The following is an 18,392-nucleotide window of genomic DNA, read 5'->3' as shown; positions in this document are numbered from 1 at the left end:
TCGGGTGCGGGGGGTTCTCTGCCTGCCTCAGCCTCGCACGGGCTCAGCCGGTGCCGCCGTCACGCAGCTCGCCGAGGACGTCCTTGACCGTGTCGACGGGGATGGCGAAGCCGAGACCGACGCTGCCGGCCGTCGATCCGGTGGCCGAACTGGGCGAGTACATCGCGGAGTTGATACCGATGATCTCGCCGTTCATATTGATGAGCGCGCCGCCGGAGTTGCCGGGGTTGAGCGAGGCGTCGGTCTGGATGGCCTTGTACGTCGTCTTCGACGATCCCGTGTCGCCGTTGAACTCCTGCCCGCCGAACTCGAAGGGCCAGCCGCCTCCGCCACCCTGCTGCTGACCCTGACCCTGACCCTGACCCTGACCCTGACCCTGCCCCTGACCCTGGCCCTGGTCCTTCGCGACCGTGACGTCGCGGTCGAGGGCGGAGACGATCCCACTGGTGACGGTGCCGGTCAGCCCCTCGGGAGAGCCGATTGCCACGACCTCGTCACCCACCTTGACCTTGCCCGAGTCGCCGAGGGCCGCCGCCTTGAGGCCGCTCGCGCCCTCCAGCTTGATGAGGGCGAGGTCCTTGCCGGGGTCGGTGCCGACAACCTCGGCGGTGTAGGTCTTGCCGTCGCTGAGCCGCACCTTGACGGAGTCGGCCCCGGAGACGACGTGGTTGTTGGTGATGATCTCGCCGTTCGCCGTGATGATCACGCCGGAGCCGGTGGACTGCCCGGAGGCGGAGCTCGCGCTGATCTCGACGATGCTCGGCGACACGGCCTGAGCGACACCGGCGACGCTGCCCTTGCTGCTCTGCGCCACGGTGGTGCCGGTCACGCCGTTGCCGCCGGCGCTCGTACCGCCCCCGGTGAGCTCCCCGACGAGCACGGAGGCGCCGCCGCCGATGAGGGCGGCGGCGATGGCGACGGCGACGATCAGCGCAACGGGCCGCCTGGTCCTGGCCCGGTGTCCGGGCGCCCCGGCGGCCTGCACGACCCCACCGGGGGGCGTGTACCCCGCCCCACCGCCCCCCGGCCACACGGTGACCGGAGGCCTGGGGGGCTCGAAGGGAGGCGGGGGCGGGTAGGCACCCGTCTCGTACGGCTGCTGCTGGGTTCCGTCGTCGCCGCTTCGGCGGTGGTGGTCGGTCATGGGAACGACTCTCGGGCCTGGAGATGAGAGGGGTCTGAGGGAGCCCTGAGAAGCCCGACAGAACAACGTATGCCCGACATGAAGGAGCCGGTGGGGGCTGACGCCCAGGCACCCCGCCACTCCAGCGGATCTGCCGCGGAGCCCGAGAAGCGGGCCGATCACCGGTGCCGTGCGGCGGCTTCGGGCGGCTCCGGTGGCGGGCCGGGGGTTGTTCCCCGGACCACCGGAGGGGGAGGGAGAGGTGGGGCCGGCCTGCCGCCCCACACCCCACCGCTCCGGCGGCTACGCCGCGGGGCCCGAGAAGCGGGGTCGCGTGCAGAGCCGCGTGTCGCTGGGAGCGTTGGCGCTGCTCGCACAGGTACCCCAGGACATCGCGCGAGACAACGCCGACGTGGCCGCGATCGCCCGCATCGCCGGCAATCCGGAAGATCTGGAGACCCTGGACGCCTACTGCGCCACCGGCTCCCTGCGCCGGGCCGCCGACCTCCTCCATCTGCACCACAGCAGCGTTGCCCGCCGGCTCGAACAGATCGCAAAGACCCTGGGCATCGAACTCACCGAACCCACCGGACTGATACGGGCCGGGCTCGCCCTCACCGCATGGCGGCTGCTCGACGACTGAGGAAGATCCGCCTCGCCACTCCGGGAACCCGAGCCACACGCCCGAGCCACACGCCCGAGCTACACGCCGGAGTGACCCGCATTCCGCGCCAGGGTGGGAACCCACGCCAGGGCGGGAACCCGCGCCAGGGCGGGAACCCGCGCCACGGGCCCGAGCCGCAGGCGCCCGCACCAAGCACGGGCCGAGGTCACACGCGTCCGCGTCCTCGCCCGGGCGGCTCAGCCGCAGCCGCAGGAGCGGCGGATCACCAGGCCCGAGGGGAACTGCTTCACCCTCTCCCGGCGCGAACCCGCCACCCTCAGCGCGTCGTCCAGGACCAGGTCCACCGCGGCCCGTGCCATCGCCGGGCGGTCCGAGGAGACCGTCGTCAGCGGCGGGTCTGTGAGCGCCGCCTCCTTGACGTCGTCGAAGCCCGCCACCGCCAGCTCGCCCGGGACGTCTATCCGCAGTTCACGCGCCGCACGCAGGACGCCGATCGCCTGGTCATCCGTCGCGCAGAAGATCGCCGGCGGACGCTCCGGGCCCGAGAGCAGTTTCAGGGCGACGAGATACGCGTCGTAGCGGTTGAACGGGGCCTGAAAGAGCCGGCCCTCCACCGGGCGGCCGGATTCCAGCATCGCCCGCCGCCAGCCCTCGACGTGGTCCGTCACCGGGTCACCGACCGCCGGGGTCGACTCGATGCCGCCGAGGCAGGCGACATACGGGTGCCCGTGCTCCAGCAGATGCCGCGTCGCCAGCTGCGCGCCGCCGATGTCGTCGGTGACAACCGCAACGTCATCGATGGCCTCCGGGCGCTCGTGCAGCAGCACCACCCGCGCGTCCCACGCCTCGATCTCCGCGGCCGCCCGCTCGCTCGGTCCCTGGCTGACCAGGATCAGCCCGGAGACCCGCATCCCGAGGAACGCCCGCAGATAGTGGACCTCGCGCTCGTCGCGGTAGTCGGAGTTGCCGACGAGCACCATTTTTCCGCGCTCGGCCGCGGCCTGTTCGACCGCGTGCGCCATCTCCGCGAAGAACGGCTGCCGCGCGTCCGGCACGATCATGCCTATGAGGTCGGTCCGCCGCGACGCCATGGCCTGGGCAACCCGGTCGGGCCGGTACCCCAGCTCCTTGATCGCGGCGAGTACCCGCTCGCGCGTGGCCGGGGCAACCGGCCTGGGTCCGTTGTTGATGACGTAGCTCACGACCGCGGTCGAAGTTCCCGCCAGTCGCGCCACATCGTCCCGCGTCACCTTGGCCACGCGCGGCAGTCTACGCGGGGTGACCTACCTCTGGGCAGGGCGTACGGCCTCTTCCTGTACGTCGGTCGTGTGCTCCGGACGGGCTACCGACGCTGCGGCCTTCGCCTTGGCCTCCTCGGCCGCGCGTTCGACCTTCTCCGGGGTGACGAAGCGGTATCCCACGTTGCGTACGGTCCCGATGAGCGACTCGTGCTCGGGGCCGAGCTTCGCCCGCAGCCGCCGCACATGGACGTCGACCGTCCGCGTGCCGCCGAAGTAGTCGTAGCCCCAGACCTCCTGGAGCAGCTGGGCCCGGGTGAAGACCCGGCCCGGGTGCTGCGCGAGGTATTTCAGCAGCTCGAACTCCTTGAAGGTCAGATCCAGGACCCGGCCCTTCAGCTTCGCGCTGTACGTCGCCTCGTCGACCGACAGATCGCCGTTGCGGATTTCCATCGGGCTGTCGTCCGAGGTGATCTGCTGGCGGCCCATCGCGAGCCGCAGCCGGGCCTCGACCTCGGCCGGACCGGCCGTGTCGAGCAGTACGTCGTCGATGCCCCAGTCCGCGGTGACGGCGGCGAGCCCGCCCTCCGTCACCACCAGGATCAGCGGGCAGCCGGGTCCGGTGGACCGCAGCAGCTGGCACAGCGACCGCACCTGCGGCAGATCGCGGCGGCCGTCGATCAGGATGACGTCGGCACCGGGGGTGTCGACGAGGGCCGGGCCCTCGGCAGGCGCCACCCGTACGTTGTGCAGCAGCAGTCCGAGGGCGGGAAGCACCTCCGTCGACGGCTGGAGGGCATTGGTCAGGAGCAGCAGAGAGCTCATCGCGCCCCACCTGCCCGGGTCGTCCTTCTGTCGTGCACGGTTCGCTCGCCCATAACGTCGGTTCCTCCTCGGTCCCTGCGAGGACGTTGCGGCACTGCTTCGTACGGTGGCGGCCCCGCGCCCTGGGTCCGCCGTTCACCTGCCTGTAACAACGGGCAGAAAACACAAAAGGACCCGGGGGCTTCGTTGCCCGGATCCTCTGCAAGCAGAATAACCCACATGAGTTCCGTGTCAGAGGGATCTTTCCGCAGATCATCTGTTCCCTCGCTCACGCCGGCACCCCGCCGCACCCTGCTCCGTACGGACGACGGCGTCCGGATCGAGGCGGTGTACGCGCCGTGTACGGCAGGTGCCGGGGGTACCGCGATCGTGGTCGCGCACGGTTTCACGGGGTCCGTGGACCGCCCGGCCGTACGCCGCGCGGCGCAGGTGTTCGCACAGCGTGCAGCGGTAGTCACCTTCTCCTTCCGAGGTCATGGCGGCTCGGGCGGCCGCTCCACGGTCGGCGACCGCGAGGTGCTCGACCTGGCCGCGGCGGTGGCATGGGCGCGTTCCCTCGGCCACTCCCGGGTGGTGACGGTCGGCTTCTCGATGGGCGGCTCGGTGGTGCTCCGCCATGCGGCGATGTACGCCGCGCAGGGCGCGGTGCAGGGCACGATGCACGGGGGGCGCACAGAAGCGCGCACCGATGCCGTGGCCGCTGTCAGCGCCCCCGCCCGCTGGTACTACCGGGGTACGCCCCCGATGCGACGCGTGCACTGGGTCATCACCCGCCCGCTCGGCCGGATCGTCGGCCGCTACGGCCTCCGCACCCGCATCCACCACGAGTCATGGGACCCGGTCCCGCTCTCCCCGGTCGAGTCCGTCCCGCTCATCGCCCCGACCCCGCTGCTCATCGTCCACGGCGACCGGGATCCGTACTTCCCGCTGGACCATCCGCGCATGCTGGCGGCGGCAGGTCCGGCCGAGCTGTGGCTGGAGCCGGGCATGGGCCACGCCGAGAACGCCGCGGACGACGAGCTGCTCGGCCGCCTCGCGGACTGGCTGGCCGGCGAGTAGCCCATCATGGAAGCCGACGAATGCCGAGGAAAGGAGTGCCGCCATGGCAGCGGGAACCATCCGCTACTGGGCCGCGGCCAAGGCAGCAGCCGGGATCGCCGAGGAACCGTACGCCGCGGGAACGCTCGCCGAGGCGCTCGATGCGGTACGCGAACGGCACCCCGGGGAGCTGACGCGTGTACTGCAACGGTGTTCGTTCCTCATCGACGGTGACCCCGTCGGGACCCGCGGCCATGAGACCGTACGGCTTGCCGAGGGCGGCACGGTCGAGGTGCTCCCGCCGTTCGCAGGAGGGTGAACCGCACAGCATGAGCAGCGATCAGCAGTATCCGTACGGGCAACCGCAGCAACCGCAGCAGCCGTACCAGGAGCCGCAGCAGCAGTACCAGCAGTACCAGGAGCCGCAGCAGCAGGCCTATCAGCAGCCGCACCAGCAGCCGTTCCACGACCCCGGCGCGACGCAGACCTGGCAGGCCGAGACCTGGGACACGCAGTACCAGCCGGTCGTGCAGCCGGAACAGCCGCAGCCGCAGCATCCCTACGGGCAGTCGCAGCCGCAGCAGCCTGTCGTCTCGGCGGACACCGCGTATCTGCCGCCTCAGCACGCGTACCCGCCGCCGACAGCCCCGGTGGACACGGCCCCCGCGCCCGACGCCGCGCCCGACGGGTACAGCGCTCCCACCACCCTCGGCAACGCCCGCATCACCGACGCCCAGCGCGCCCGCGCCGAGGGACGTTCGCCGATCATCGCGCCCGGTCTGCAGCCCGCCGGGCTGACCGCCGCTCTCGGACTGCTGCTCGCCGTCGGCGCGGCCGTGGGCCAGTACGCCCTGCTCGTACCGCTCGTTCTGCTGCAGGCCGTCACCGCCGCCGGATGGTTCCGGCTGAACGGCATGTGGCCCGCCCGGCAGGGCATCGCGCTGGCCTTCGCGGGCGGCCTCGCCGCGGACGTCGTACTGCTCGCCGTCGGCCGGGAGAACGCCCCCGCCGCGATCATCGGCACGCTCGGGGTCTGGGTACTGCTCACCCTCGTACTGCAGCTGCGCAGCCGGGCGGGCGCCGACGAGCGGATGTACGGCCTGATGGCGACCGTCGCGTCGGCCGCCCTCGCCGTCCTCGCGACCGGGTATCTCGCGGCCGCCGCCGACGCCGTGGTGGTGGGCGGCATCGCCGTCGCCGTGGCCGTCGTGGCCCGCGCGCTGCCGCTGCCGGGCGTCGCGTCCGTCGTACTGTCGCTGCTGGCCGCAACCGGGGCCGGTATCGCGGCGGGCGGCCTGACCGGCATCGGGCCGCAGGGCGCGCTGCTCGGCCTCGCCGCCGGCGGGTGTGCGCTGATCGGCCTGCGGGTGGCCAGCTACGACTACCCGTCCCGCTTCGTCCACATGACAGCGGGTGTGGCCCTGCCGCTGACCGCCGCGGCGCCCGCGGTCTATCTGATCGGCCGCGCCCTGGTGTGACCCGGCCCGGAACCAAAGCCCCCACCCGGACGTCGATCATTTACGAAGAGGCGTCGTCCGGACTGGTTTAGGCTCGCGGGCGTCACGGGGGCCGGATACACCAGGGTGGGGGAACACCGAGCAATGCGTGCACTGCGAATACTGCTGATCATCGCTGTGATCCTCGGCGGCATTTTCGTCGCCGTGGACCGGATCGCGGTCAACATGGCCGAGTCCAAGGCAGCGGACCGCATCAAGTTCCAGCAGGGGACGGCCGGTTCGACGGAGGTCTCCATCAAGGGCTTCCCCTTCCTGACCCAGGTTGCGGGCAAGGAACTCGACGAGGTCGGGATCGAGTTGACCGGGATCGAGACGAGCGCCGCCGGCCGCATGGTGCGGATCAGCGAGATGTCCGCCGATCTCTTCCAAGTGCGCCTGGGTGAGGGCTACTCCAGCGCCACCGCCGCCCGTGCCGAGGGCACCGCCCGGATCTCCTACGAGGACCTCACCAAGGCCTCGGACGACGGTGTCACCGTCGCCTACGGGCAGAACGGCAAGCTCAAGGTCACCGGCACCGCCGAGATCCTCGGCCGGACGGTCACGCGCAGCGTCTTCTCCACCGTCAGCCTCGTCGACGGCGACACGATCCGGGTACGGGCGGACAAGGTCCCGGGTGAGGACATCCCGGGGCTCGAGAACCTGATTCGCAAGAAGACCGACTTCGACCGCCAGATCGGCGGACTGCCGACCGGGCTGAAGCTCGAGAAGGTCGAGGCGAAGTCCGACGGCGTCGTCTTCACCGTCACCGGCAAGGACGTCGCGCTCGCCGGATAACCGCTTTCCACCGCGCCCGGCCTGCCGCGCCTGCCGTGCCTGCCGTGCCTGCCGCGCCTGCCACGCATGGCGCGCATGGCCCGCCGGGCGCGACAGGCGCGGACCGCTTTCCCTGCCTGCCCGGACCGCCCCTTCCGTGTCCGCCCCGGACCGCCTTCCGCGTCCGCCCGGCCACATGCTGAGACGGCCGAGTCCGCTGAGCAGAAGGCAGAAGCGCGCAGACCACCGGGGAAACGGGGAGGGGCCGTCCGGGGCACCCATCCGTCCCGCATAGTGGACGATCGCGTCTCAGTATGCGACACGCCGGTGACATTGTCGTCGTTTCGTCCCTACGATCGGACGCATGAAGCGACAGGCGGATCTCACGAAGCGGCGGGCAGTAGACCTGTGCCGCGTCGCCGCCATGCTCTGTCGCACCTTCTGAGCGGGAGCTCGACTTCCGTATCCCCCGGGCCCTTCGACCGTTTGTCAGGGCCACCGTGCACGTACGCCGCGCGTTCCGCGTACCCCGCACACCTCTCTTCGCACCACCCGCCGCACACTGCCCCGGAGGAGAAAGCGCATGAGCCGCAGCGACGTCCTGGTAGACGCCGACTGGGTCGAGGCCCACATCGACGACCCGAAGGTCGTTATCGTCGAGGTTGACGAAGACACCTCGGCGTACGAGAAGAACCACATCAAGAACGCCGTACGGATCGACTGGAAGGCCGACCTCCAGGACCCGGTCCGCCGCGACTTCGTGGACCAGGAGGGCTTCGAGAAGCTCCTCTCCGCGAAGGGCATCGCCAACGACGACCTCGTCGTCCTCTACGGCGGCAACAACAACTGGTTCGCCTCGTACGCCTACTGGTACTTCAAGCTCTACGGCCACGACAGCGTCAAGCTGCTCGACGGCGGTCGCAAGAAGTGGGAGCTCGACTCCCGCGACCTGGTCGCCGAGGTGCCGCAGCGCGCCGCGACGGAGTACAAGGCCAAGCCCCAGGACACCTCGATCCGTGCCTTCCGTGACGAGGTCGTGGCCGCGATCGGCAACCTGAACATCGTCGACGTCCGGTCGCCCGACGAGTTCAGCGGCAAGCTGCTCGCCCCTGCCCACCTGCCGCAGGAGCAGTCGCAGCGCCCCGGCCACGTGCCGAGCGCGCGCAACATCCCCTGGTCCAAGAACGCCAACGACGACGGCACCTTCAAGTCGGACGACGAGCTCAAGGCCCTCTACGAGGCCGAGCAGGTCGATCTGTCGAAGGACACCATCGCCTACTGCCGCATCGGCGAGCGCTCCGCGCTGACCTGGTTCGTCCTGCACCAGCTGCTCGGCCAGGAGAACGTCAAGAACTACGACGGCTCGTGGACCGAGTACGGCTCCCTCGTCGGCGTGCCGATCGAGCTCGGCGCCAGCAAGTAACCCCTCCTCCCGACCCCGAAGGACTACCCCTATGTGTGGAGCACAGGCCGGCGGCCCCGACGCTTCGACGATCAAGCCCGGTGAGACCACCATCCAGGGCAGCGTGACCCGCGACGGCGAGCCCGTCACCGGCTACGTCCGCCTGCTGGACTCGACCGGCGAGTTCACCGCCGAGGTCCCGACCTCGGCGACCGGACAGTTCCGCTTCTACGCGGCCGAGGGCACGTGGACGGTGCGCGCACTCGTCCCGGGTGGCACGGCGGACCGTACGGTCGTCGCGCAGACGGGCGGCCTCGCCGAGGTCGCGATCGCCGTCTGAGTTTTCGACGCCCCCTCGCACCGTTCGGTGCGGGGGGCGCGTCCCGGGCTTCGAGCCGCTGCGCCGGACTCTGTCCGTCGGATCCCACGCAGCTCGTAGCTCTGTTTGCCGGCCGCAGGGCCGCACCCCAGGGGTTGGACGCTCACTGGTAGGGGTGCGGCCCTTCGGTCGTACGCTGGAGACATGTACGAGCGGCGCCGGCGCCGGTACTTCCTGATGATGGGCGGATGCGTCTTCCTCTTCGTCTCCGCCTGGGGTTTCGTACGTCTCTGGTCGATACCCGTCGCCGTCGGCATGTGCGTCGTCGCCATGGTCATCCCGCCGCTGGCCGCGATGCTCGCCAATGCGCGCGGGCCCGACGACCGCTGGTGGGACGATCCGTCCGGGGATCCGAAGTCCGACGAGTGGTGGGACGAGCTGGACGGCAAGAAGCGCCGCCAGCCCTGAGGCGTGTCAGGTGTCAGTAGACGAGAGCCTGGACGCCGTCCGCCATGATCTCGCTGACGAAGACCTGGGCACCCGCGATCCGTACGCCGTCCAGCACGTCCTTCTCGGTGATGTCGCGACGGGCCGCGCACTGCGTGCAGAGGGTGATCAGCCCGGCCGCCCGGATCGAGTCGAGCAGATCGGGCAGCGGCGCGGCATGCGGCAGCTCGAACTCGGCCGCGCGGCCCGGCAGTGCGAACCACGCGGACTCGCCGGTCAGCCAGAGCGAGACCTCCACGCCGCTGGCCACGGCAACCGCCGCCACCGTAAAGGCCTGTGAGCAGCGCTCGGGTGCATCGGTCCCGGCGGTCACCTTGATCACGAGCTTCTTCGCCATATGCCGAACTGTAATGCGCGGCGTGACGACGGCCCCGTCTGCTGGAAGGGGACCTCGGCCGCGCCGTCCTTCTTGGCGTGGCCGACCGGCGCGAGGGTGTCCCGGGCCAGGACGTGCGCCTGCCGGACCTGCTGCGCGTCGTACGGCTTCGGCTCCCCGCAGACGCCGATCCTCCGGAACCAGCTGCTGGGCCGACCTCACAGAGAGAGCCGGGGCCCCAGCCTATTAAGCTGGGGCCCCGGCCCGTTCTGCCTTCACGCTCATTCGAGGAGCACTCCCGTGATCGTTTTCTTCGAAGCCCTGCTGGTCCTGGTCTGCGTCGGCGTCCTCGCCTTCACCGGACTGGCCGTGAAGAAGCTGTACCAGGGCCAGCGCTAATCACCACTCGTCTCCCTACGGATCGACAGAGCTGCTCATGATCGAGATTCCGTCCGACCTGAACCCGGACCTCGTCCCCCTCGCCTTCCTTCTCGGTACCTGGGAGGGTGTGGGCGTTTCCGACTTTCCCGGCGCCGAGAAGTGCAACTTCGGCCAGGAGGTCACCTTCAGCCACGACGGGCGGGACTTCCTCGAGTACGTCTCGCACTCCTGGGTGCTCGACGCCGAGGGCAAGAAGGTGCGCCCCCTGGAGTCCGAGTCCGGCTACTGGCGTATCGACTCCGACCGCAAGGTCGAGATCGTCATGGTGCGTGACCAGGGCGTCGTGGAGATCTGGTACGGCGAGCTCGCCGACCAGAAGCCGCAGATCGACCTGGTGACGGACGCGGTGGCGCGCACCGCGGCCTCCGGCCCGTACAGCGGTGGCAAGCGGCTCTACGGCTATGTGAAGAGCGACCTGATGTGGGTGGGCGAGAAGTCCACTCCGGAGATCCCGCTGCGGCCGTACATGTCGGCGCATCTGAAGAAGGTCGTCTCCGCGGAGCAGGTCGAGGCGTGGGCCAAGGACCTCGGCGACCTCCCCGACGACGGCATCGCCTTCTTCAAGTAGCCTCCGGCCTCCTCACGTAACCCCGGCATCTGCACGCAACGCCGAGCACAACGCCGAGCGCACGCACTTCGAAGCCTTCTGCGCCCCCAGTGGCAGGAACACGCCCACAACCGCCCCGGCGGCCAGGGTGCCTGCCTACACTGGGGGCGTGGTGAGCATCGACTGGAAGAGCGATCTGCGGCAGCGCGGCTACCGGCTGACCCCGCAGCGGCAGCTTGTCCTCGAGGCCGTCGACACGCTTGAGCACGCGACCCCCGACGACATCCTCTCCGAAGTGCGCAAGACCGCGTCCGGGGTGAACGTCTCCACCGTCTACCGGACCTTGGAGCTCCTGGAGGAGCTGGGCCTGGTCTCGCACGCCCACCTCGGCCACGGCGCCCCGACCTACCATCTCGCCGACCGCCACCACCACATACACCTGGTCTGCCGGGACTGTACGAACGTGATCGAGGCGGATGTCGGCGTCGCCGCGGACTTCACCGCGAAGCTGCGCGAGACCTTCGGTTTCGAGACGGACATGAAGCACTTCGCGATCTTCGGCCGCTGTAAGAAGTGCGCCGCGGATGCTTCAACTACCGGGTCGTAGGCTGGACGGCATGAAGAGCCCCCTGCTGTTGCTGCCCGGTGCCGTCGCTGCCGAAGGACGTGACGAAGGAGTCGCTGCGCACTACGGCGATCTGTTTCGCGAGCAGCGCGCTCTCGCGGACGGCACCGGCCTTGTCGATCTCTCGCACCGCGGTGTCGTCTCCGTCACCGGCGACGACCGGCTGAGCTGGCTGCACCTGTTGCTGACCCAGCATGTGAGCGACCTCCCCGTGGGGCAGGCGACCGAGGCGCTGATCCTGTCCGCGCACGGCCATATCGAGCACGCCCTCTATCTCGTCGACGACGGCGAGACCGTCTGGGCCCATGTCGAGCCCGGTACGCAGGAGGCGCTGATCGGCTATCTGGAGTCGATGAAGTTCTTCTACCGGGTCGAAGTGGCGGATCGCACAGAGGAGTTCGCGGTCGTACACCTGCCCGCGGGCTCCATCGCCGAGGTGCCGGAGGGCGTGGTCGTACGGGAGACCCCGCACGGCCGCGATCTGTTCCTGCCGCGCGCCGACCTCGAGTCGTACGCCGCCCAGAGCGGCCCGGCCGCCGGGATCCTGGCCTACGAGGCGCTGCGGATCGAGAGCCACCGCCCCCGCGTCGGTTTCGAGACCGACCACCGCACCATCCCGCACGAGCTGGGCTGGATCGGCAGCGCGGTCCATCTCCAGAAGGGCTGCTACCGCGGTCAGGAGACCGTCGCGCGCGTCCACAACCTGGGGAAGCCGCCGCGCCGCCTGGTCTTTCTGCACCTGGACGGCAGCGAGGTGCACCTGCCGGGCCACGGCACCCCGGTCCGGCTCGCCGCGGACGGCGAGGACGGCCGCCAGCTGGGCTTCATCACCACGTCCGCCCGCCATCACGAACTCGGCCCGATCGCGCTGGCGCTGGTCAAGCGCAATGTGCCGCTGGACGCGGAGCTGCTGGCGGGGGACACGGCGGCGGCGCAGGAGCCCGTGGTCGAGCCCTGATCCGTACGCCCCCGGAGCCGTACACCGCCCCCTGATCCGTAGGCCCCCTGCCCGTATGCCGCCCGGATCCAGACCTTCCTGGGTCTGGGCAGCGGGGCCCCCGGAGCCAGGGGGTGTCGTTTGGATCTTGCCGGGCTCGCGTGCCCCTGGCACGACACCCCCTAGACCTCCACGATCACCGTGAACGGGCCGTGGTTGGTGAGCGAGACGCGCATGTCCGCCCCGAACCTGCCCGTTTCCACCTGCGCTCCCAGCGCCCGCAGTTGCGCCACCACCTCGTCGACGAGCGGCTCGGCCACGTCGCCCGGCGCCGCGGCGTTCCAGGTGGGCCGGCGTCCCTTGCGGGCGTCCCCGTAGAGAGTGAACTGTGAAATCACCAACAAGGGTGCATTCACGTCCGAGCAGGACTTCTCACCGTTCAGAATCCGGACCGACCAGAGCTTGCGCGCCAGCTGCGCCGCCTTCTCCCCGGTGTCCTCGTGGGTGACTCCCACCAGCACACACAGTCCTTCGCCGACAATTTCGCCGACCGTTTCGCCGGCCACGACGACGCTCGCGCCGTCGACTCTCTGCACCACTGCACGCATACAGGCCAACCTATCTGCGGCTGAACGGGTGCAGAGCAACTGCGTCGGGACCTTCCGGAGTGGCACGATGCACGGAGGCGGTGCGCCGCACCGGTCGAGGGGACGGACAAACGCATATGAGTACATCTGGAGCCGGGCGTCCGCCCGGTCCCGTAACCACGCCCGCATCTCCGGTCACTACTGCCCGACCCGTGTGGCCGCCCCCGCAACGGTCCACCGGAGTCCCGTCCCAGGACTCGCAGCACGACCTCGCCGCGCTCCGCCTGCCGGAGCTGCGCACGCTGCGCCGCGACTCGCAGCGCGACGAGGCGGACCTGAGCTATGTACGGCGGCTGGTGCAGGGCCGGGTCGACATCCTGCGGGCCGAGCTGGCCCGGCGTACGGCCCCGGAGACGCCGGTCGTCGACCGGCTCTCGGAGATCCTGGCCGACGCCCCCTCGCAGCACCGCTCGTCGGCCCGCCATGTGACGCTCTCCACGCCGCACAGCGAGGAGTACCGGCGGCTGGCCGCCGACATGCTGGCCGAGGTCGAGCTCTCCGACCTCGATGCCCGTACGGACGAGGAGCTGCATACGGCCATGGGGCGGCTGATCCGCTACGAGCAGCAGGTCTCGCGCGGGCGCCAGGTGCTGCAGCGGACGGCCGACGATTGCAGTGCGGAGATCGCCCGCAGGTACCGTGAAGGCGAAGCACAAGTAGACGACCTGCTCACCTGAAGCGATGGTGTGAACCAATCCTTCCGGGAGTGGGCCCACGCCCCGGAAGGCCCCGCGATGAGCGCCACCCCCGCCAGCACCGCCATACCCCCGGTCCTCGCCGAAGTCGTACGTTCCGGCTTTGTCGAGGGCCATCACCGGGGATCGCTCGTCGTTCTGGCGGCGGACGGCAGTGTGGAGCTGGCGCTCGGAGACCCCTCCGTGCCGGTCTTCCCGCGCTCCAGCAACAAGCCCATGCAGGCGGCGGCGGTGCTGCGCGCCGGGCTCGACCTCTCCGGGGAGCGGCTGGCACTGGCCGCCGCGAGCCACTCGGGGGAGGGCTTCCACCTCGATCTCGTACGCACGATGCTCGGGGAGTACTCGCTCGAGGCCGGGGATCTGCAGACTCCGCCGGACCTGCCGCTGGACCCGGCGGAGGCGGAGACGTATCTGGCCGCCGGCCATGTGCGGGACCGGGTCACCATGAACTGCTCCGGCAAGCACGCGGCGATGCTCGCGGCCTGCGCCCTGAACGACTGGGATCTTGCCTCCTACCTCGCCCCGTCCCACCCCCTCCAGCAACTGGTCCACGAGGTGGTCGAGTCCGCGTCCGGCGAGCGGGTCACCGCGGTGGGTACGGACGGCTGCGGCGCCCCGCTGATGGCGATCAGCCTGACCGGCCTGGCCCGCGCCTTCCGCCACTTCGTACTGGCCGAGCCGGACTCCGCCGAACGCCGCGTCGCGGACGCGATGCGCGCCCACCCCGAGTACGTCGCGGGCACGCGCCGCCCCGACACCTGGCTGATGCGCGAGCTCCCGGGCACGCTCTCCAAGATGGGCGCGGAGGCGGTCCAGGCGGTGGCCCTGGCGGACGGCCGCGCCCTGGCTTTCAAGGTCGACGACGGCGCCACCCGCGCTCTGGGCCCGGTCCTGGCGCGCGCGCTCGAGCTGCTGGGCGTGGATGCTCCGGTGGTGACCCGCATCGGACACACGCCGCTGCTGGGTGGCGGCACCCAGGTCGGCGAAATCCGCGCGGCGTTCTGACCCCGGGCGGGCGGCATTCCGGCCCGGGACCGGCGGGATTCCGCTCTGGGGCCGGCGGGATTCCGACCCCGGGGTCGGCGGGGTTCCGACCTGGGACCGATGGGATTCCGACCCCGGGAGCCTGACTCTTTCCCCCACCCGGGGGCACCCCGTACCCCCGGGGAAAGGGCGCGACGGAGTGGGAAGAAAACCGGGTGCGGGGGCGTCGGCGGGGCGCATAGCGTGGGCGGATGAGCGTTGAAACCCGTACCGTCACCGCGTCCGAGTTTCCCGACTGGCTGCGGGCTCTGGCCACCGGGTTTCTGCGGCCGCCGGTCGTCTCCGACGAGGAGGCCGCCGAGCGGCTCGCGCACATTGATCTTCCCCGGGTCCGCGGCGCCTTCGACAGCGGACGGTGCGTGGCCACGTTCCGTTCCTTCGCGCAGCAGCTCACCACGGTGGGCGGCGCCGCGCTCACCGCGAGCGCCGTCTCCAATGTCACCGTCTCGCCCACGCACCGCCGCCGCGGGCTGCTCAGTACGCTGATGACCGCCGACCTGGCCGAGGCCAAGGAGCGCGGCGACGTCGTGTCCACGCTGATAGCCGCCGAGTACCCCATCTACGGGCGATACGGCTTCGGCCCCGCCGCCCAGACCACCGAGTGGGCCATCGACGTCCCGCGCGCCGGCCTCGACCCGCGCTGGTCGGGCCCGGGCGACGGCGGCCGGATCGAGCTGGTCGACGGCTCGGACGTACGCAAGCTCGGACCCGAGCTGCACGAGCGCCTCGCCGCCCGGCAGCACGGCGTCGTCAGCCGTGACGAGCTCTGGTGGCAGGTCAACACCGGCGAGACGCAGTATCCGAGCCAACCCTGGACGGAGCCGTTCTACGCGGTCTACCGCGCGGCGGGCGGAGAGATCGAGGGCCTGATGGCCTACCGGGCCGACGACAAGTGGGGCGATGCCAAGCAGCCGCTGAACACCGCGTCCGTGCGCGACTTGATCGCGCTGACGCCCGCGGCCGAGCGTGCGCTGTGGCACTACGTCTGCTCGGTGGACTGGATCACCACGGTGAAGTCCGGCTACCGCGCCCCCGACGATCTGCTCCCCCTCCTCCTCCCGGACCCCCGCGCCGCCAGGATCCTGACCCAGGCGGACTTCCTGTGGGTCCGCATCCTGGATGTCGTACGAGCTCTGGAAGCACGTACGTACGCGACGTCCGCCACCCTCGTCCTCGAGCTCCACGACGCGGCGGGCCTGGCCGGCGGCCGCTTCCGGCTGGACGCCTCGCCCGACGGGGCGGTCTGTGCTCCATCGGCACAGTCGCCCGATCTGACTCTGGACGTGCGGGAGTTGGGGACTCTCTACCTGGGCGACGAGTCGGCGGTCCGCCTCGCGGCGCTGGGCCGTATCGAGGAGGAGGCGCCGGGCGCGGCGGCCGTCGCGGACGCGGTGTTCCGTACGTCCAGGCGCCCGTGGTGCCCGGACGTCTTCTGACCCGGACGTTTTCCGACCCGGACGTTTTCCGACCCGTCCGTCTGTTGACCCGTCCGCCTGTTGGCCCGTCCGCCTGTTGGCCCGTCCGTCTGTTGGCCCGTCCGTCTGTTGGCCGGAGGCCTTCCGGTCACTGGGTCACTGGCCGGGTTGTGCCAGCAGCAGGACGAGGATGACCGCTCCGATGCTGGTGCAGGTGGTGTTCCTCGCCTTGACGCCGATGGTCAGCATGGCAAGCCCCACCACGCCCATGGCGCCGAACTGCCATTCGATGAGCTGCTCGAAGCCGAGGGCGAAGGTGGCGAGTACAAGTGCGAGCAAGGGCATGGGGGTCCCCTCCTTCAATGGGCGGGGAGCGCCTGTGCCCGCACGTCGTTGTACCCGCTCGGGCGCCCCGTGAGAGAGCCGGTCAAGCGGTCAACTTGCAGACAAATTAGTCTGGTTGACCTGTCTGTTGTCTTCCCGTTCGCCAGGTACCGGCAAACTTGTATGACTATTGGTCCGGATAGTTGACCGGAAATTGTCCGGTCGTCCTGAAGTGGCTCGAACATGTCTGTCGTGACAGGTCAATTACGCTCAGAGGTAGGGGAGTTGTACGGTGGGGCGGTGGCAACTCGCGAACCCGCAGGCGAAGACGGCAGGAAGTACGAGATCGTCGCTGCCCGGCTGAGGGAGGGCATCGGCAGCGGTGAGTACGGAGCGGGCAAGCTGCTGCCACCGCAACGGGAGTTGAGGGAAACCTTCGAGGTGTCCCGCGCGACGGTGACCAAGGCCCTGGACCTGCTCAAGGACGAAGGTCTGATCGAGTCACGTCAGGGCAGCGGCGCGCGGGTGCTGCCCGCCGGGGGGCGACCCGCCGGAGCCGTCCCGCCGGCCGGACCGGCCACCGCGCGGCCCGCCCTGGAGACGCTCCAGCCCCATCTTCAAGCAGCCTTCGAAGCCGATGACATCACCATGGACGTCTTCTCCCTCACCTCGGAGACCATGAATCGGCAACTGGGGGCGCAGATCACCCGCATCCACGACGGCAGGATCCGGCCGCGGAGCATCTCGCTGCGCCTGATGCTGCCCGACCCCGACATCAAGCTCGCCTTCCCCGTATCCCTGCACGACCCTGGTGACGAGCGGCCGCGTCTGCGGCACCGCGACACCCTGATCAGCTGTTCCAAGTCGTTGCGCCACGAATTGCGTACCCTCAAGCGACAGCGGCTCGTGCCTGCGGTCTCGGTCCAGATCAGGACCGTACGCCTCACGCCGACCAGCAAGATGTATCTCCTCAACAACGATCTGCTGCTCGAGGGCTACTACACCCTGGAGGAGACGGATCCGGATCCTGTCGAGGGAGAGGAGCAGGAGGGCACAACCCTCAACTCGCTCGGTCTCGGCGCCACGCTCTTTCCGTACTCCAAGCCTGACCAGGCACTGAAGGTGGAGACAGCGCAATCGTTCTTCGACTCCTACTGGGACCTCCTGGCCCGAGATACGGACTTTGGCGACTGATCGTGTTGCTCACCTCCCCCACCCAGTTGCGGGATCTGCTGTCCCGCGCCTCCCTTGTCCTGTGGGACTTCGACGGTCCTGTCTGTGATCTCTTCGCGCACCGCGAGGCCTCGAGCATCGCCGTGGCGCTGCGCGACATCGTCGGCGCCGCCGCCGGCCCGAGCATCGGCATCGAGGGCGTGACAGACCCGCTCGAAGTGATGCTGCGGACGTACGACGCCTGCCCCGACGACCCGCTCGGCCTGGTCAGAGCGGTGCGCAAGCACCTCGAGGAGGCGGAGACCGAGGCCGCCGATACGGCCAGGCCCACCGCCGCGGCCGAGCCGCTGATGGCGCAGCTGCGCGGCGAGGGCAAGCTGCTTGCCATCGCCTCCAACAACTGCGAGGCGGCGATCCGTGCCTACCTCCACCGCCAGGGCATCCAGGAGTACTTCCAGGACCGGATCGTCGGCAGGCCCGACGATCCCGCCCTGATGAAGCCCGACCCGCACAGTCTGCTGCGGCTGCTCCACGGCACCGGTACGGCCGCCGGGGACAGCGTGATGATCGGCGACTCGCCCGCCGACGCCCGGGCGGCCGCGGCGGCCGGCGTCCCTTTCATCGGGTACCACCCGGACCGGAAGAAACTTCTGCGGCTCAAGGCGGCCGGAGCCGCACACTTTGCTGCGGATCTGAGCGTCATGCAGGTGGCCGCCGTCGGGTAGGGATGACAGACGGGTCCGGTCGTTCGGCAGCAGGGTGGCGTCAACTTTCCTTCACCGCAAGGGGTTTGATGCTGTCACTACTCTTGGGTATGAAGGTGAGCGGCGGCCCGGGACGTGCCCGTCCGTTGTGTCTTCGGCCTCGAGAGCGCAGGAGCC

The 18,392-nt window shown here is 70.1% G+C and carries 23 protein-coding genes; 17 read left to right on the top strand and 6 right to left on the bottom strand.

Going from position 1 to position 18,392, the window contains the following annotated elements:
• Positions 1-43: 43 nt before the first annotated feature.
• A complete protein-coding gene (locus tag OG883_RS30245) occupies positions 44-1,144 on the bottom strand; it encodes a trypsin-like peptidase domain-containing protein (protein WP_323181007.1) in 1,101 nt (366 codons plus the stop codon).
• Between the two features lie 313 nt (positions 1,145-1,457).
• Here OG883_RS30245 and OG883_RS30240 point away from each other — a divergent pair, with 313 nt between their 5' ends.
• Complete coding sequence (locus OG883_RS30240; RefSeq protein WP_266547333.1) at positions 1,458-1,766, top strand: helix-turn-helix domain-containing protein; 309 nt, start codon at positions 1,458-1,460, stop codon at positions 1,764-1,766.
• 218 nt (positions 1,767-1,984) lie between these two features.
• Here the strand turns inward: OG883_RS30240 and OG883_RS30235 are convergent, their stop codons facing one another.
• Both OG883_RS30235 and OG883_RS30230 read right to left on the bottom strand, forming a co-directional pair.
• On the bottom strand, positions 1,985-3,007 hold the full coding sequence (locus tag OG883_RS30235; RefSeq protein WP_266547331.1) for a LacI family DNA-binding transcriptional regulator: 1,023 nt from the start codon (positions 3,005-3,007) through the stop codon (positions 1,985-1,987).
• A 24-nt stretch (positions 3,008-3,031) separates the two neighbouring features.
• Positions 3,032-3,811, bottom strand: a complete 780-nt coding sequence (locus tag OG883_RS30230; RefSeq protein ID WP_266547328.1) for a response regulator transcription factor — start codon at positions 3,809-3,811, stop codon at positions 3,032-3,034.
• Between the two features lie 219 nt (positions 3,812-4,030).
• On the opposite strand from OG883_RS30230, the gene OG883_RS30225 reads away from it, so the two are divergent.
• The 8 genes from OG883_RS30225 (at position 4,031) to OG883_RS30195 (ending at position 9,308) form a co-directional block, all read left to right on the top strand.
• Positions 4,031-4,870, top strand: a complete 840-nt coding sequence (locus OG883_RS30225) for an alpha/beta hydrolase (protein ID WP_266547326.1) — start codon at positions 4,031-4,033, stop codon at positions 4,868-4,870.
• Between the two features lie 43 nt (positions 4,871-4,913).
• A complete protein-coding gene (locus OG883_RS30220; RefSeq protein ID WP_266547325.1) occupies positions 4,914-5,168 on the top strand; it encodes a MoaD/ThiS family protein in 255 nt (84 codons plus the stop codon).
• Between the two features lie 10 nt (positions 5,169-5,178).
• Complete coding sequence (locus OG883_RS30215; RefSeq protein ID WP_266547322.1) at positions 5,179-6,327, top strand: hypothetical protein; 1,149 nt, start codon at positions 5,179-5,181, stop codon at positions 6,325-6,327.
• Positions 6,328-6,450: 123 nt separating this feature from the next.
• A complete protein-coding gene (locus tag OG883_RS30210; RefSeq protein WP_266547319.1) occupies positions 6,451-7,140 on the top strand; it encodes a DUF2993 domain-containing protein in 690 nt (229 codons plus the stop codon).
• A 343-nt stretch (positions 7,141-7,483) separates the two neighbouring features.
• Positions 7,484-7,564, top strand: coding sequence for a putative leader peptide (locus OG883_RS47040; protein ID WP_350310325.1), 81 nt, complete (start codon positions 7,484-7,486; stop codon positions 7,562-7,564).
• Positions 7,565-7,702: 138 nt separating this feature from the next.
• On the top strand, positions 7,703-8,542 hold the full coding sequence (locus tag OG883_RS30205) for a sulfurtransferase (RefSeq protein WP_266547316.1): 840 nt from the start codon (positions 7,703-7,705) through the stop codon (positions 8,540-8,542).
• 31 nt (positions 8,543-8,573) lie between these two features.
• Positions 8,574-8,861: a DUF1416 domain-containing protein gene (locus OG883_RS30200; protein ID WP_150488563.1), complete on the top strand. Its 288-nt coding sequence runs from the start codon at positions 8,574-8,576 to the stop codon at positions 8,859-8,861.
• A 105-nt stretch (positions 8,862-8,966) separates the two neighbouring features.
• Positions 8,967-9,308 (top strand): DUF3099 domain-containing protein, encoded by a 342-nt coding sequence (locus OG883_RS30195; RefSeq protein WP_266547311.1) that lies wholly within the window; start codon positions 8,967-8,969, stop codon positions 9,306-9,308.
• A gap of 13 nt (positions 9,309-9,321) precedes the next feature.
• On the opposite strand, the gene OG883_RS30190 is transcribed toward OG883_RS30195, so the two are convergent.
• Positions 9,322-9,684 (bottom strand): DsrE family protein, encoded by a 363-nt coding sequence (locus tag OG883_RS30190; protein WP_266547308.1) that lies wholly within the window; start codon positions 9,682-9,684, stop codon positions 9,322-9,324.
• Positions 9,685-10,099: 415 nt separating this feature from the next.
• On the opposite strand from OG883_RS30190, the gene OG883_RS30185 reads away from it, so the two are divergent.
• From OG883_RS30185 to OG883_RS30175, 3 genes are all read left to right on the top strand, one after another.
• Positions 10,100-10,672: an FABP family protein gene (locus OG883_RS30185; RefSeq protein ID WP_266547305.1), complete on the top strand. Its 573-nt coding sequence runs from the start codon at positions 10,100-10,102 to the stop codon at positions 10,670-10,672.
• 148 nt (positions 10,673-10,820) lie between these two features.
• Positions 10,821-11,258: a Fur family transcriptional regulator gene (locus OG883_RS30180; protein WP_266547302.1), complete on the top strand. Its 438-nt coding sequence runs from the start codon at positions 10,821-10,823 to the stop codon at positions 11,256-11,258.
• Between the two features lie 10 nt (positions 11,259-11,268).
• A complete protein-coding gene (locus OG883_RS30175; protein ID WP_266547299.1) occupies positions 11,269-12,234 on the top strand; it encodes a folate-binding protein YgfZ in 966 nt (321 codons plus the stop codon).
• Positions 12,235-12,395: 161 nt separating this feature from the next.
• On the opposite strand, the gene dtd is transcribed toward OG883_RS30175, so the two are convergent.
• Entirely contained in the window at positions 12,396-12,821 is a 426-nt protein-coding gene (gene dtd / locus OG883_RS30170; RefSeq protein ID WP_266547296.1) for a D-aminoacyl-tRNA deacylase, read from the bottom strand.
• 116 nt (positions 12,822-12,937) lie between these two features.
• Between dtd and OG883_RS30165 the strand changes: the two genes are divergently transcribed.
• The 3 genes from OG883_RS30165 to OG883_RS30155 all read left to right on the top strand — a co-directional run bounded on the left by OG883_RS30165 (position 12,938) and on the right by OG883_RS30155 (position 16,035).
• Positions 12,938-13,537 (top strand): hypothetical protein, encoded by a 600-nt coding sequence (locus OG883_RS30165; protein ID WP_266547294.1) that lies wholly within the window; start codon positions 12,938-12,940, stop codon positions 13,535-13,537.
• Positions 13,538-13,594: 57 nt separating this feature from the next.
• Complete coding sequence (locus tag OG883_RS30160; RefSeq protein WP_266547291.1) at positions 13,595-14,560, top strand: asparaginase; 966 nt, start codon at positions 13,595-13,597, stop codon at positions 14,558-14,560.
• A gap of 230 nt (positions 14,561-14,790) precedes the next feature.
• Positions 14,791-16,035, top strand: a complete 1,245-nt coding sequence (locus OG883_RS30155) for a GNAT family N-acetyltransferase (protein ID WP_266547288.1) — start codon at positions 14,791-14,793, stop codon at positions 16,033-16,035.
• A 135-nt stretch (positions 16,036-16,170) separates the two neighbouring features.
• On the opposite strand, the gene OG883_RS30150 is transcribed toward OG883_RS30155, so the two are convergent.
• Positions 16,171-16,359, bottom strand: coding sequence for a hypothetical protein (locus OG883_RS30150; RefSeq protein WP_266547285.1), 189 nt, complete (start codon positions 16,357-16,359; stop codon positions 16,171-16,173).
• Positions 16,360-16,638: 279 nt separating this feature from the next.
• Here OG883_RS30150 and OG883_RS30145 point away from each other — a divergent pair, with 279 nt between their 5' ends.
• Entirely contained in the window at positions 16,639-17,532 is an 894-nt protein-coding gene (locus tag OG883_RS30145; RefSeq protein WP_266547283.1) for a winged helix-turn-helix domain-containing protein, read from the top strand.
• Between the two features lie 2 nt (positions 17,533-17,534).
• Entirely contained in the window at positions 17,535-18,236 is a 702-nt protein-coding gene (locus OG883_RS30140; protein ID WP_266547280.1) for an HAD family hydrolase, read from the top strand.
• The last annotated feature ends 156 nt before the right edge of the window (positions 18,237-18,392 follow it).

Origin of the sequence: Streptomyces sp. NBC_01142, assembly GCF_026341125.1 — a bacterium.
In the GTDB taxonomy this organism is placed as follows: domain Bacteria; phylum Actinomycetota; class Actinomycetes; order Streptomycetales; family Streptomycetaceae; genus Streptomyces.
Note: the sequence above shows the minus strand (reverse complement) of the source record. Positions and strands in the feature narration are given on the sequence as shown.

What these genes read in the sequence shown, in the direction of transcription:
- OG883_RS30225 (WP_266547326.1), top strand. Translation starts at nt 4,031, where the DNA reads ATGAGTTCCGTGTCAGAGGGATCTTTCCGCAGATCATCTGTTCCCTCG.
- dtd (WP_266547296.1), bottom strand. Translation starts at nt 12,821, where the DNA reads ATGCGTGCAGTGGTGCAGAGAGTCGACGGCGCGAGCGTCGTCGTGGCC.
- OG883_RS30210 (WP_266547319.1), top strand. Translation starts at nt 6,451, where the DNA reads ATGCGTGCACTGCGAATACTGCTGATCATCGCTGTGATCCTCGGCGGC.
- OG883_RS30160 (WP_266547291.1), top strand. Translation starts at nt 13,595, where the DNA reads ATGAGCGCCACCCCCGCCAGCACCGCCATACCCCCGGTCCTCGCCGAA.
- OG883_RS30190 (WP_266547308.1), bottom strand. Translation starts at nt 9,684, where the DNA reads ATGGCGAAGAAGCTCGTGATCAAGGTGACCGCCGGGACCGATGCACCC.
- OG883_RS30200 (WP_150488563.1), top strand. Translation starts at nt 8,574, where the DNA reads ATGTGTGGAGCACAGGCCGGCGGCCCCGACGCTTCGACGATCAAGCCC.
- OG883_RS30215 (WP_266547322.1), top strand. Translation starts at nt 5,179, where the DNA reads ATGAGCAGCGATCAGCAGTATCCGTACGGGCAACCGCAGCAACCGCAG.
- OG883_RS30220 (WP_266547325.1), top strand. Translation starts at nt 4,914, where the DNA reads ATGGCAGCGGGAACCATCCGCTACTGGGCCGCGGCCAAGGCAGCAGCC.
- OG883_RS30245 (WP_323181007.1), bottom strand. Translation starts at nt 1,144, where the DNA reads ATGACCGACCACCACCGCCGAAGCGGCGACGACGGAACCCAGCAGCAG.
- OG883_RS30175 (WP_266547299.1), top strand. Translation starts at nt 11,269, where the DNA reads ATGAAGAGCCCCCTGCTGTTGCTGCCCGGTGCCGTCGCTGCCGAAGGA.
- OG883_RS30205 (WP_266547316.1), top strand. Translation starts at nt 7,703, where the DNA reads ATGAGCCGCAGCGACGTCCTGGTAGACGCCGACTGGGTCGAGGCCCAC.
- OG883_RS30155 (WP_266547288.1), top strand. Translation starts at nt 14,791, where the DNA reads ATGAGCGTTGAAACCCGTACCGTCACCGCGTCCGAGTTTCCCGACTGG.
- OG883_RS30185 (WP_266547305.1), top strand. Translation starts at nt 10,100, where the DNA reads ATGATCGAGATTCCGTCCGACCTGAACCCGGACCTCGTCCCCCTCGCC.
- OG883_RS30150 (WP_266547285.1), bottom strand. Translation starts at nt 16,359, where the DNA reads ATGCCCTTGCTCGCACTTGTACTCGCCACCTTCGCCCTCGGCTTCGAG.
- OG883_RS47040 (WP_350310325.1), top strand. Translation starts at nt 7,484, where the DNA reads ATGAAGCGACAGGCGGATCTCACGAAGCGGCGGGCAGTAGACCTGTGC.
- OG883_RS30230 (WP_266547328.1), bottom strand. Translation starts at nt 3,811, where the DNA reads ATGAGCTCTCTGCTGCTCCTGACCAATGCCCTCCAGCCGTCGACGGAG.
- OG883_RS30165 (WP_266547294.1), top strand. Translation starts at nt 12,938, where the DNA reads ATGAGTACATCTGGAGCCGGGCGTCCGCCCGGTCCCGTAACCACGCCC.